General features: G+C 64.0%; 13 protein-coding genes. 6 read left to right on the plus strand and 7 right to left on the minus strand.

Translation table 11 applies throughout. The annotated features are described in order from the left end of the window. Positions 1–70: 70 nt before the first annotated feature. A complete protein-coding gene (locus AOA14_RS14970; RefSeq protein ID WP_062902374.1) occupies positions 71–2155 on the plus strand; it encodes a M13 family metallopeptidase in 2085 nt (694 codons plus the stop codon). 108 nt (positions 2156–2263) lie between these two features. Here the strand turns inward: AOA14_RS14970 and AOA14_RS14975 are convergent, their stop codons facing one another. Genes AOA14_RS14975 through AOA14_RS14990 form a run of 4 tightly spaced genes read right to left on the minus strand, consistent with a single transcriptional unit; the run spans position 2264 to position 4471 of the window. After that, the gene (locus AOA14_RS14975) at positions 2264–2545 is read right to left on the minus strand and encodes a hypothetical protein (RefSeq protein ID WP_062902375.1); all 282 of its coding nucleotides are present in this window, start codon (positions 2543–2545) and stop codon (positions 2264–2266) included. Further along, positions 2542–2961, minus strand: a complete 420-nt coding sequence (locus AOA14_RS14980; protein ID WP_062902376.1) for a VOC family protein — start codon at positions 2959–2961, stop codon at positions 2542–2544. The genes AOA14_RS14975 and AOA14_RS14980 overlap by 4 nt, the downstream gene beginning before the upstream one ends. Then, positions 2958–3305 carry a hypothetical protein gene (locus tag AOA14_RS14985; RefSeq protein ID WP_062902377.1) on the minus strand — a complete coding sequence of 116 codons (348 nt, stop codon included), beginning with the start codon at positions 3303–3305 and terminating at the stop codon, positions 2958–2960. The genes AOA14_RS14980 and AOA14_RS14985 overlap by 4 nt, the downstream gene beginning before the upstream one ends. Continuing rightward, positions 3302–4471, minus strand: coding sequence for an isovaleryl-CoA dehydrogenase (locus tag AOA14_RS14990; RefSeq protein WP_062902378.1), 1170 nt, complete (start codon positions 4469–4471; stop codon positions 3302–3304). The genes AOA14_RS14985 and AOA14_RS14990 overlap by 4 nt, the downstream gene beginning before the upstream one ends. Positions 4472–4607: 136 nt before the next feature. Between AOA14_RS14990 and cysD the strand changes: the two genes are divergently transcribed. From cysD to AOA14_RS15015, 5 genes are all read left to right on the plus strand, one after another. Next, a complete protein-coding gene (cysD, locus tag AOA14_RS14995) occupies positions 4608–5513 on the plus strand; it encodes a sulfate adenylyltransferase subunit CysD (RefSeq protein WP_062902379.1) in 906 nt (301 codons plus the stop codon). A gap of 117 nt (positions 5514–5630) precedes the next feature. Further along, the gene (gene cysN / locus AOA14_RS15000) at positions 5631–7532 is read left to right on the plus strand and encodes a sulfate adenylyltransferase subunit CysN (protein WP_062902380.1); all 1902 of its coding nucleotides are present in this window, start codon (positions 5631–5633) and stop codon (positions 7530–7532) included. Positions 7533–7535: 3 nt separating this feature from the next. After that, positions 7536–7823, plus strand: coding sequence for a DUF2061 domain-containing protein (locus tag AOA14_RS15005; RefSeq protein WP_062902381.1), 288 nt, complete (start codon positions 7536–7538; stop codon positions 7821–7823). Next, the gene (locus AOA14_RS15010; RefSeq protein WP_062902382.1) at positions 7820–8563 is read left to right on the plus strand and encodes a 3'(2'),5'-bisphosphate nucleotidase CysQ; all 744 of its coding nucleotides are present in this window, start codon (positions 7820–7822) and stop codon (positions 8561–8563) included. Before AOA14_RS15005 ends, AOA14_RS15010 begins: the two co-directional genes overlap by 4 nt. Before the next feature lie 80 nt (positions 8564–8643). Further along, positions 8644–9780 carry a zinc-binding dehydrogenase gene (locus tag AOA14_RS15015; protein WP_062902383.1) on the plus strand — a complete coding sequence of 379 codons (1137 nt, stop codon included), beginning with the start codon at positions 8644–8646 and terminating at the stop codon, positions 9778–9780. Between the two features lie 79 nt (positions 9781–9859). On the opposite strand, the gene AOA14_RS15020 is transcribed toward AOA14_RS15015, so the two are convergent. Genes AOA14_RS15020 through AOA14_RS15030 form a run of 3 tightly spaced genes read right to left on the minus strand, consistent with a single transcriptional unit; the run spans position 9860 to position 12597 of the window. Further along, a complete protein-coding gene (locus AOA14_RS15020; RefSeq protein ID WP_062902384.1) occupies positions 9860–10993 on the minus strand; it encodes a cell wall hydrolase in 1134 nt (377 codons plus the stop codon). A gap of 18 nt (positions 10994–11011) precedes the next feature. Next, complete coding sequence (cysK, locus tag AOA14_RS15025) at positions 11012–11932, minus strand: cysteine synthase A (protein WP_003051422.1); 921 nt, start codon at positions 11930–11932, stop codon at positions 11012–11014. A gap of 5 nt (positions 11933–11937) precedes the next feature. Continuing rightward, the gene (locus tag AOA14_RS15030; RefSeq protein ID WP_062902385.1) at positions 11938–12597 is read right to left on the minus strand and encodes an RBBP9/YdeN family alpha/beta hydrolase; all 660 of its coding nucleotides are present in this window, start codon (positions 12595–12597) and stop codon (positions 11938–11940) included. Positions 12598–12608: the final 11 nt, after the last annotated feature.

The following is a 12608-nucleotide window of genomic DNA, read 5'->3' on the forward strand; positions in this document are numbered from 1 at the left end:
GGTTGGTATTGAAACGGGATTGTCACAGGCGTATCGCCGTCCGACACCCCCCAGAAAGCAAGGCAACGCCATGAAAAAGACCGTCCTCGCCATCCTCCTGTCCACCGCGACGATCGTCGCCGGGCCGATCGCCTGCACCAGCGCCAACGGCGACAAGGCTGCTTACACGCTCGGCACCGACCTTGGCATCAGCAAGGAAGCGATGGACACCAGCGTCAAGCCGGGCGACGATTTTTACGCCTATGCGAACGGCAATTGGCAAAAGGCGACCCAGATCCCCGCCGACCGCTCGTCGATCGGCGCCTTCTACACCGCCTTCCTTGAAACAGAGAAGCGGACACGCGAACTCGTCGATGCGATCGTCAAGAGCGGCGGCGATGCGGGCACTGACGACGGCCGCATTGCTGCCTTCTACAACGCCTATATGAACACCAAGGCGATCGACGCCGCCGGGATGAAACCGGTCGAGGCCGATCTGGCGCGCTTCGACACCATTGCCGACAAGGCGGCGCTGTCGACCATCCTGGGCGAACAGACGCGCGCCGACGTCGATCCGCTCAACGCCACCGACTTCAACACCGAGAATCTCTTCGGCATCTTCGTTTCGCAGGGACTGGCGACGCCGGGCGAGGTTATTCCCTATATGCTGCAGGGCGGGCTCGGTCTTCCCGAGCGCGAATATTATCTGTCGGCCGACCCGAAGATGGCGAGCATCCGTGACGCCTACAAAGCCTATATCGCCAAGCTGCTGACTCAGGCGGGGATCGCCGATGCCGATGCAAAGGCGCAGCGTATCTTCGATCTCGAAACGAAGATCGCCCGCGCGCATGCGACGCGCGAGGAGAGTGAGGATTTCACCAAATCGGCCGATGTCTGGACCAAGGCCGACTTTGCCAAAAAGGCACCCGGGATCGACTGGGACGCCTATTTTGCCGCTGCCGGGCTCGACAAGGCGGCGAAGTTCGGCGCCTATCATGCGCGGGCGATCACGGGCCTGTCGGCGCTCGTCGCATCGCAGCCGCTCGAGGCGTGGAAGGACTGGCTCGTCTTCCATCAGATCAACAGTCATACCGATGTGCTGCCCACCGCGCTCGATGACGCGCATTTCGCCTTTTACGGCACCACCCTCTCGGGCACGCCGCAGCAGCGCAGCCGAGACAAGCGCGCGCTCGACGCGCTCAACACCAATCTCGGCGATGCGGTCGGCCGCGTCTATGCCGAGAAATATTTCCCGGCGTCGGCCAAGGCCGAAGTCGGTGACATGGTGAAGGGGATCAAGGCCGCCTTTGCGAAGCGCGTCAATACGATCGACTGGATGGCGCCCGAAACGAAGAAGGAAGCGATCAAGAAGGTCGAAACCATCGTCGTCGGCGTCGGCTATCCCGAAAACTGGCGCGACTATGGCAGCTACACGATCAGCGCCGACGACGCCTATGCGAACGAAGTCGCCGGCGAGAAGGCCGAATATGCGCACCAGCTCGCCAAGATCGGCAAGCCCTTCGACAAGGGCGAATGGTGGATGACCCCGCAGACGGTCAACGCCGTCAATCTGCCGGTGCAGAATGCGCTGAATTTCCCCGCCGCGATCCTGCAGCCGCCCTTCTTCGACGCCAAGGCCGATCCCGCCTATAATTATGGGGCGATCGGCGCCGTCATCGGCCACGAAATCAGCCACAGCTTCGACAATAATGGCGCCGCCTTCGATTCGACCGGCGCGCTGCGCAACTGGTGGACGGCCGAGGATCTCAAGAAGTTCGAGGCGGCGGGGGCGGCGCTGGCCGCGCAATATGACAGCTACAAGCCGTTCCCCGATCTTGCGGTCAACGGCAAGCTGACGCTGGGAGAGAATATCGCCGACGTCGCGGGCCTGCAGGCGGCTTATGACGCCTATCGCGCTTCGCTGAACGGCAAGGAAGCGCCGGTGATCGACGGCTTCACGGGCGATCAGCGTTTCTTCATCGCCTATGCGCAGACCTGGGCCACCAAGATGCGTGACGAGGCGCTGCGCGCGCGGATCGCGACCGACGGCCATGCGCCGGGTAACTACCGCGCACTCACCGTCCGCAACCTCGACGCGTGGTACAAGGCGTTCAACGTTCAGCCGACCGACAAGCTGTATCTCGCCCCCGATCAGCGCGTCCGCGTCTGGGGGTGATGTCCGCTTCTCCTCGTCGCGAGGAGCGGAGCGACGAAGCAATCTCCAGTCATCGGCCCGAGGTTAACTCGGGACGCTGGAGATTGCTTCGCTGCGCTCGCGAAGACGCTATTTTTCTGATGCCTGCGGCGCCCCCGGCTTTTCCTTGAGGATCAAGTACCGGTAAACGCCGACGCAGTTGATGCACAGCAGCGCGATATTCTGCCAGCCGATGCCTTCGCTGTCGCTTTGCAGAAAGCCCCACGCGACGAGCGCGATGCTGCTGGTCACGAAAATGACGAAGGCCCAGCCGGTCGGGCGCCGCCCGAGATTGAGCGATACGATCAGCGCCGCGAGCGTTCCGGCCCCGGCGCCATAATATTGCAGCGCGTCGAGCAGCGTATCGCTCATCCGCCGGTCGCCCCGAACACGAACTCGAGCTTCAACCCGTCAGGGTCGGCAAAGAAGAGCGCATAATAGGTCGGTCCGTAGCGCGGATAATCGGCGGGGGCATCGAGGATCGTCGCGCCTATGCTGCGCAGCAAATCATGCAGCGCATCGACGTCGGCGCGGCTTTCGGCAGTCCAGGCAAGATGATGCAGTCCGGGCGAAAAGCGGTCGTGGCTCCGTAATGCGCCGGCCCCCTGCGCTTCGACGATCCCGATCGAATGGAACGGTTCGCCGTCGCGGTCCCAATCGCTGCCATGATCATAATCGGCGGCGCGCCGGTAGCCGAGAAAGCCCAGCACCGCATCATAGAAAATCCGCGACCGCGCCGCGTCGCGAACCGTCAGGTCGATATGATGGACAAGGCCGCGCGCGCTCATAAGGCCCCGGCAATCGCGAGCAGTCCGGATGCAGTCAAAAACGGCCAGCCGATGTGTCGGCCGCGCGTATATACGGCATCGAACAGACCGGTCGCCGTCCACGAGGCCCCGATCAGCAGGATCAGACCGCGCGGCGTTCCGGGCCACAGGACCGACGCGGCGGACACCAGCATCAGGAGCGAGAGCGCATGCCATGCCAGACGAAACACCCGGCGCGCCAAGTCGATCCCCATGATTCCGCTGTCGAGCGACATCAACGGCCTGACAAGTCGTCTTTCGCCCAGCAAGCCGTGCACCAGGGCGGTCGCCACCATGAAGGTGGCCGACAGCCCCAGCCAGATCACGCGCCTGCGCCAATCAGTTCGCGGCCGATCAGCATGCGGCGGATTTCGTTGGTGCCCGCCCCGATGTCGAGCAGTTTGGCATCGCGCCAATAGCGCTCCACCGGCCAGTCCTTGGTGTAGCCCGCGCCGCCAAGCGCCTGGATCGCTTCGCCCGCGACCCTCACCGCGCTTTCGCTGGCCAGCAGGATGGCGCCCGCGGCGTCGAACCGCGTCGTCAGCCCGGCGTCGCATGCCTTGGCGACATTATAGACATAGGAGCGCGCCGACTGGAGCGCGACATACATATCGGCGACCTTGGCCTGCATAAGCTGGAACGAGCCGATCGGCTTGCCGAACTGCTTGCGCTCGCGAAGATAGGGGATGACCGTGTCGAGGCAGCCCTGCATGATGCCGAGCTGGAGCCCGGCGAGCACGACGCGCTCATAGTCGAGGCCCGACATCAGCACGCCGACGCCGCCGTTGACCGGCCCCATCACCTGGTCCTCGCTAACCTCGCAGTCGGTGAAGACGAGTTCGGCGGTCGGGGATCCGCGCATGCCGACCTTGTCGATCTTCTGACCGATGCTGAAGCCCGGCATATCCTTTTCGATCAGGAAGGCGGTGATGCCGCGTGACCCCGCTTCGGGCGTCGTCTTGGCATAGACGACCAGCGTGTCCGCACAGGTGGCGTTGGTGATCCAGAATTTGGTCCCGTTGAGGACATAGCCGCCCTGAACCGGCTCGGCCTTCAGTTTCATCGAGACGACGTCGCTCCCGGCGCCGGCTTCCGACATCGCAAGGCTGCCGACATGCTCGCCCGAGATCAGCTTCGGCAGATATTTCGCCTTCTGCTCTTCATTGCCCCAGCGGCGGATCTGGTTGACGCACAGATTCGAATGGGCGCCATAGGACAGGCCGATCGCGCCGCTCGCGCGGCTGACTTCCTCGACCGCGAGAACATGTTCGAGGTAGCCGAGACCGAGGCCGCCCCATTCCTCCTCGACCGTGATGCCGTGCAGGCCCAGCGCGCCCATCTGCGTCCACAGCTCGTCGCGAGGGAACCAATCCTCGCGGTCGGCCCTGTCGGCCAGCGGCGCAATCTGCTCGTCGGCGAAGCGGGCCGTGGTGTCGCGGATCATCTCGGCGGTCTCGCCAAGGGCAAAATCGAAATCGGGTGTGGCGCGCATATCGTCCTCTGTTTCTGGTTTCGGATGCGACTAGCAGGAAGCGGGCGCGGTTTGAAGCGCAGCGGACAAGTCTGGCTTGCAAGGCGAAAAGGCCATACAGCTTGCGTGCCGCCATGGGGGTCGGCAAGGGCGGGGCATGATCGACACGCTTACCCATCTGGACCGTCTCGAGGCCGAGAGCATCCACATCATGCGCGAAGTGATGGCCGACGCCGTCAACCCCGTGATGCTCTATTCGGTCGGCAAGGACAGCGCGGTGATGCTGCATCTCGCGCGCAAGGCTTTCTATCCCTCGCCGCCGCCCTTTCCGCTGCTCCACGTCGATACCACGTGGAAGTTCCGCGCGATGTACGAACTGCGCGACCGCATGGCCGCGGAATCGGGCATGGACCTGATCGTCCATCAGAACCCCGAGGCGAAGGCGCGCGGGATCAATCCGTTCGACCATGGGCCGCTGCATACCGACATGTGGAAGACCGAAGGGCTCAAGCAGGCGCTCGACCTTCACGGATTCGACGTGGCCTTCGGCGGTGCGCGGCGCGACGAGGAAAAGAGCCGCGCGAAGGAGCGCATCTTTTCCTTCCGCACGGCGAGTCACGGCTGGGATCCCAAGCAGCAGCGCCCCGAGCTGTGGAATCTCTACAATGCGCGCAAGGCGAAGGGGGAAAGCATCCGGGTCTTTCCGATCTCCAACTGGACCGAACTCGACATCTGGCAATATATCGCGCGCGAGAATATCCCGATCGTGCCGCTCTATTTCGCCGCGCCCCGACCGACGGTGATACGCGACGGGCTGTTGCTGATGGTCGATGACGACCGCTTCCCGCTACGCGACGGTGAAGAGCCGGTGATGCGCTCGGTGCGTTTCCGCACCCTCGGCTGCTATCCGCTCACCGGGGCGGTCGAAAGCGAGGCGACGACGCTCAGCCAAGTCATCCAGGAAATGCTGTTGGCGACGACCAGCGAACGGCAGGGACGCATCATCGACAAGGATGGCGGCGATGCGTCGATGGAGAAGAAGAAGCAGGAGGGGTATTTTTGACCCGCCGCGTCAATCTTCAGATTGACGAAGGGTCAACCCCCGCGAAGGCGGGGGCCTCTTTCTGTATCAACGGACGAAGCGGGATTCCCGCTGTCGCGGGAATGACGAAGTAAGAATATGACCGACCCCATCTATGTCACCGACGCTCTGATCGCCGAGGATATCGACGCCTATCTCGCGAGTCACGAGCGGAAGTCGCTGCTCCGCTTCATCACCTGCGGCAGCGTCGATGACGGCAAATCGACGCTGATCGGACGCCTGCTCTACGACAGCAAGATGATCTTCGAGGATCAACTCGCCGCGCTCGAGGCCGACAGCAAGCGCGTCGGTACGCAGGGCGGTGAGATCGATTTCGCGCTGCTCGTCGATGGGCTTGCCGCCGAGCGCGAGCAGGGCATCACGATCGACGTCGCCTATCGTTTTTTCACGACCGAAAAGCGCAAGTTCATCGTCGCCGACACGCCGGGGCACGAGCAATATACGCGCAACATGGTCACCGGCGCGTCGACCGCCGACCTTGCCGTGATCCTCGTCGATGCGCGCAAGGGCGTGCTGACGCAGACGCGCCGCCACAGCTTCCTCGCGCACCTGCTCGGCATCCGGCATATCGTGCTTGCGGTGAACAAGATGGACCTTGTCGGCTATGACAAGGCGGTCTTCGATCGCATCACGCTCGCCTATCGTGCCTTTGCGAGCGAGATCGGTATCACCAATTTCACCGCCATTCCCATCTCGGGCTTTAAGGGCGACAATATCACCGCGCTATCGGCGAACACGCCCTGGTTCAAGGGGCCGGCGCTGGTCGACCATCTTGAAACGGTCGAGATCGGCGGCACCGCCGACCAAGCCAAGCCTTTCCGGATGCCCGTTCAATGGGTCAACCGCCCGAATCTGGATTTCCGGGGCTTTTCGGGCCAGCTTGCAAGCGGCAAGGTCAAGCCGGGCGACGCCGTCCGTATCCTGCCGAGCGGGAAGACGACGACGATCGACCGGATCGTTACGCTTGATGGCGATCTGAATGAAGCAGTCGCGGGCCAGTCGGTGACGCTGACGCTGGCGGACGACGTCGATTGTTCGCGCGGCGATGTCATCGCGACCGCAGATGCGCCCCCCGAAACCGCCGACCAGTTCGAAGCGACGCTCGTCTGGATGGCCGACGAGGCGATGATACCCGGCCGCGCCTATTGGCTGAAGCTCGCGACGCAGAGCGTTTCGGCGACCGTCCAGGCGCCGAAGTACGAGATCAACGTCAACACGCTCGACCGGCTGGCGGCAAAGACGCTCGACTTGAACGGGATCGGGGTGGTCGAGGTGTCGACCGACAAGCCCATCACCTTCGAAGCCTATGCCGACAACAAGACGCTCGGCGGCTTCATCCTAATAGACAAGCTGACCAACGCGACGGTGGCCGCCGGGATGCTGCACTTCAGCTTGCGCCGGGCACAGAATGTCCATTGGCAGGCCGGCGACATCGATCGCGACATGCGCGCGAACCTCAAGAACCAGCGGCCGGCGCTGCTGTGGTTTACCGGCTTGTCGGGGTCGGGCAAATCGACGATCGCGAACCTTGTCGAGAAGAAGCTGCACCGGATGAACCGGCACAGCTTCCTGCTCGACGGCGACAACGTCCGCCACGGGCTCAACAAGGATCTGGGCTTCACCGAAGCCGACCGGATCGAGAATATCCGCCGCGTCGGCGAGGTTGCCAAGCTGATGACCGACGCCGGGCTGATCGTCATCACCGCCTTCATCTCGCCCTTCCGCGCCGAGCGCGAAATGGTGCGCGCGATGCTGCCCGAGGGCGAGTTTCTTGAAATATTCATCGACACCCCGCTGGCCGAGGCGGAACGGCGCGACGTCAAGGGCCTCTACAAGAAGGCACGGGCGGGTCAGCTCAAGAATTTCACCGGCATCGACAGCCCTTACGAGGCGCCCGAGGCGCCGGAGGTTCGCATCGACACGACCGCGATGACGGCAGAGGAGGCCGCCGACCTCATCGTCGAACGGCTGCTGGGCTAACCGGTGCTGCTGTTCCGGGGCCGCGAGGCGCACAGCCGATCTTTCGCCAAGGCGGTCAGCTGGCGCGCTCTGGGCAGCATCGACACCTTCATCCTCAGCTACATCTTCACCGCCAATGTGAAGGCCGCCGGCGCAATTGCGAGCACCGAAGTGCTGACCAAGATGCTGCTCTATTATGTCCACGAACGCGCGTGGAGCCGGGTAACCTGGGGCATGGACAAGACGCCGCGCGATACGGGAACCGAAGGGCTTGACGAACGCGGCGGCGAGGGCTCTGGCACGCAGCCATGACCGAGAATGACGAACAATTGGCGACGCGGCTCGCCGATGCCGCCGGCCGCATCCTGCTCGACCTGCGCGCAGCGGGCGACCTCACGGGCAAGGCGCTGGGGCAGGCGGGTGACGAGGCTGCGAACGCGATGCTCTGCCGCGAGCTTCGCGCGGCGCGTCCCGACGACGCGCTTTTGTCCGAAGAGGAAAAGGACAATCCGGTGCGCCTCGCCAGCCGCCGGGTTTGGATCGTCGATCCGCTCGACGGCACGCGCGAATATGGCGAGGGCCGGTCCGACTGGGCGGTGCACGTCGCGCTTGCGGTCGATGGCGTCGCCAGCGTCGGCGCGGTCGCGTTGCCAGGGCTCGGGCTGACGCTGACCTCGGGCGTACCCGCCGAATTGGCGCCTGCCAACGAGCCGCTGCGGATGCTTGTCAGCCGCACCCGCCCTGCTGCGGAGGCGGTTCAGGTCGCCGAACGGATGGGCGCGGAACTGCTTGCGATGGGCTCGGCCGGAGCGAAGGCCATGGCCGTGGTGCGCGGCGAGGCCGACATCTATCTGCACACCGGCGGCCAATATGAATGGGACAATTGCGCGCCCGTTGCGGTTGCGCAGGCTGCGGGGCTGCACGTCAGCCGCGTCGATGGCTCGCCGCTGCGCTACAACAATGCCGATACCTATCTGCCCGACCTGCTCATCTGCCGCCGCGAACTGGCAGACGAGGTGCTGCGCCTCGCGTCGGAATATTCGTCCGGCTGATCCGGGCGGCATTGCCAGCGGGCGCCCTTCGCCCTAACCCGTTGCATCGAGAAACCAAATTACGCCAAGGGAGACGTGCGATGACCGATTTGCCCGAAACCAATCTGACGATGCTGACGCTCGCCAAGCCGGAGGGCGAACTCGAAGTCTATTTCGAACGCCGCCCGATGCCCGAGCCCAAGCCGCACGAGGTGCTGGTGAAGGTTCTCACCACCCCGATCAATCCGTCCGATCTCGGCCTGCTGTTCGGCGGTGCCGACATGAGCAGCGCGCGCGCCGGCACCCGCAACGACTTGCCGATGATCACGGCCGATATTCCGCCGCCCGGCATGCGCGCGATGGCGAGCCGGATCGGCGATGCGCTCCCGATCGGCAACGAAGGGTGCGGCGTCGTCGTCAAGGCGGGGTCCTCGCCCGAGGCGCAGGCGCTGATGGGCAAGACCGTCGCGCTGCTTGGCGGCGAGATGTATGCCGAATATCGCTGCCTTCCAATTCAGATGACGATGCCGCTGCCCGACGGCACCGATCCGGTCGATGGGGCCTCCTGCTTCGTCAATCCGCTCACCAGCCTTGCTTTCACCGAAACGATGCGGATGGAGGGGCATAGCGCGATCGTCCACACCGCCGCGGCGTCGAACCTCGGCCAGATGCTCGTCAAGATCTGCGCCAAGGACAATATCCCGCTGGTCAATATCGTGCGCAGCGCGGCGCAGGTCGAATTGCTGAAGGGCATCGGTGCGACGCATATCGTGAATAGCAGCGACGATGATTTCGTCGACCAACTCGTCGCCGCGATCACCGAAACCGGCGCCACGATCGGCTTCGATGCGATCGGCGGCGGCAAGCTTGCGGGCCAGATTCTCGCCGCGATGGAAGCGGCGGCGGTCAAGCGCATGACGAGCTACAGCCGCTATGGCTCGGACACTTTCAAACAGGTCTATATCTACGGCGCGCTCGACCTCGGCCCGACGCTGCTCAACCGCAGCTTCGGCTTCAGCTGGTCGCTCTCGGGCTTCCTGCTCACGCCCTTCCTGCAAAAGGCGGGGATGGAGACGGCGATGCGAATGCGTCAGCGTGTCGTCGACGAGCTGACGACGACCTTCAAGAGCCATTACAGCCACCAGATTTCGCTGGCCGATGCGCTCAACCTCGACGTCGCGAACGCCTATAATGCCAAGCGCACGGGCGAGAAATATCTGATCCGCCCGCATGGTTGAGCGCTGGAGCCTTCAAACGGGCTGCAGCACTGCGAGCGAAGTGATCCGGGGTTGATTGAAGCAGGCTGGATCGCTTCGCTCAACGCTTCATGCACTGCCGCGTGTCGTCGCGCGCATATTCGCTGCAGTTCCACAGCGCCTTTTCAAAGCCCGATTTTTCGTCGCGCAGATAGGAAAAGCTCATCGCCGCGCGCTGCATATCGTTCATCGCATCGCTGTCGGGCTTCATTACCGGGTTGGTCCAGCCCATGAACTTGCAATAGGGGCGTTCGCCGCAAAGACGCAGCGCGAGCGTGACGAAACTTTCGGGTGTCGCGCGGCGGTCGAGCTGGACATAGATGGTATCGCGCCCGACCGCGTCTCCGGCGCCCGTTACCAACTTGACCGGGCCAATGCTGGCGGCGGCGTCGGCAAGATCGCTTGGCGGCGCGAGGGCAAGCGCATGGGCGGGGGACAGGCCCGCCATCTTCGCAATCGGCGCGTCGTTCGCCGACACCGCGCCGCGGAACGCGCCGGGCGTTCCCCAGAAACCGGGCCAGCGGAAAAAGAGGTGCGTGCCTTCGCTCGCGATCTTTTCCAGACTGTCGCTCCAATAGGGGCGCACCCAGTCGGTGTGATAATGCGTCGCCAGCCCGACTTTCGGATCGATCAGTCCGGCGAGCATGCGATCGGCATTGCTGCGTGCGCGCGCCCATGCGGCATCCGGATAGCGGCGATTGAGCGCGCCGTCGCAGGTGAAGGTGAACTGACAGCCCGTGGTGCGCTCCGATCCCTGGAATACGACGCCGCAGATCGTCTTGGGGAAGGCGGGATGGCGGACGCGGTTGATGACAACCTGACCGACCGCAAGCTGTCCCTTGCTATCGTCGCCGGCCTCGTAAAGCATCGCCGCTGCCATGCAGTCGCGGGCGCGGTCGCGTGCCTTGCTCGCGCCGGGATAGACGAATGGGCGCGCTGCAACGAAGCCCTTGGTCACAAATGCTATGCGCGCATTTTCGGCACGCGCGTCCTGCTCGGTAACCGGGGCGAACTCCATCGGCTGGACGTCGGGCACGACGTTGGCGGGCGGCGCAACGGGGTGCGGCATCACCGGCAGCGGGCGGCTCGTCTGTCCGCTGAAATGCAGCACCGCCGCAATCGCCGCAAAGCTCAAAAGCGCGAACAGCCAGCCGCGCCATTCGCGCGGGTTCTGCGTCGTATCCGGATGCTCCATTGGGAGCATGGCTGCTGCTCAGATCTCCGGCAGGAAGTCGGGCACCGACAGATAGCGCTCGCCGGTGTCATAGTTGAAGCCGAGGACGCGGCTGCCCGCCGGAAGCTCGGCGAGCTTCTGCTTGATCGCCGCCAGCGTCGCGCCCGACGAGATGCCGACGAGCATCCCTTCCTCGGTCGCCGAGCGCCGCGCCATCTCCTTCGCATCGGCGGCATCGACCTGGATCACGCCGTCGAGCAGATCGGTATGCAGGTTACGCGGGATGAAGCCGGCACCGATGCCCTGGATCGGATGCGGAGCAGGCTGGCCGCCCGAGATGACCGGCGAAGCAACGGGTTCGACGGCATAGACCTTCAGATTGGGCCAATGCTGTTTCAAGAATTGCGCAACGCCGGTAATGTGTCCGCCGGTGCCGACGCCGGTAATCAGCGCGTCGATCGGCGTGTCCTTGAAATCGTTCAGGATTTCGGGGCCGGTGGTCCGGACATGGACGTCGATGTTCGCCTCGTTCTCAAACTGCTGCGGCATCCAGGCACCGGGGGTGGTCTCGACCAGTTCGATCGCCCGCTCGATGGCGCCCTTCATGCCCTTTTCGCGCGGCGTCAGATCGAAGGTCGCGCCATAGGCCAGCATGAGGCGCCGGCGTTCGAGCGACATGCTTTCGGGCATGACGAGGATCAGCTTGTACCCCTTGACCGCGGCGGCCATCGCCAGGCCGATGCCGGTGTTGCCCGATGTCGGCTCGACGATGACGCCGCCCGGTTTCAGGCTGCCGTCGCGCTCGGCCGCTTCGATCATCGCCAGCCCGATGCGATCCTTGATCGACCCGCCCGGATTGGCGCGTTCGGACTTCACCCAGACTTCGGCGTCGGGAAACAGCTTCGCGACGCGAATGTGCGGCGTGTTGCCGATGGTTTCGAGGATAGAATTGGCTTTCATCGTCTCTATGCACTTTCCTTGAAGTCGAAGCGCGGATCGCGGCGCACCCGGTTCGGCCAGTCTCCGGCGCGGACCCACAGCCTTTCGTCGGCCAGGGCGGGCGTCGGAGCGGGTTGTAACGACGCCAGCAGATACTGTCCATAAGGCCAGTCGCCGATCGCCGAGTCGGCGTTGATATGCCCGAAGGGGCCGGCATTGACGAAGCGCGCGTCCCACTTGCGCGACAGGCGCCAGACATGCGCGGATTTGGCGTAGGGATCATTGTCGCTTGCAACCACGATCATCGGAGTTCGAGCCGAAAAGGCCGGGGTATCATCGAATCCGATGATGCGATTGCTACGGCGCAGCAAAGCGAGGTCGGGCGGCGCAACGAGCAGCGCGCCGACAATCCGCGTCCGCGCGAAAGCGCTGGCGCCGGCGAACCAGTGGGCGAAGGCATGGCATCCCAGGCTATGCGCCGCGACAAGCACGGGGGCGTCCTCGGTCGCGATCGTGTCGGCGATGCGGCGGACCCATTCGCCGTTGGTCGGCGCGTTCCAATTGCCAAGGTCGATGCGTTCGCAATCGGGGAATTTCTGTTCCCACAGGCTTTGCCAGTGACCCGGCCCGCTGTTGTCGAGGCCCGGGATGGTCAGAATTTTGTGGCGGATTGTCGAGCTGTGCATGGCGGTCGTTC

Origin of the sequence: Sphingopyxis terrae subsp. terrae NBRC 15098 (assembly GCF_001610975.1) — a bacterium.
Classification (GTDB): Bacteria; Pseudomonadota; Alphaproteobacteria; order Sphingomonadales; family Sphingomonadaceae; genus Sphingopyxis; species Sphingopyxis terrae_A.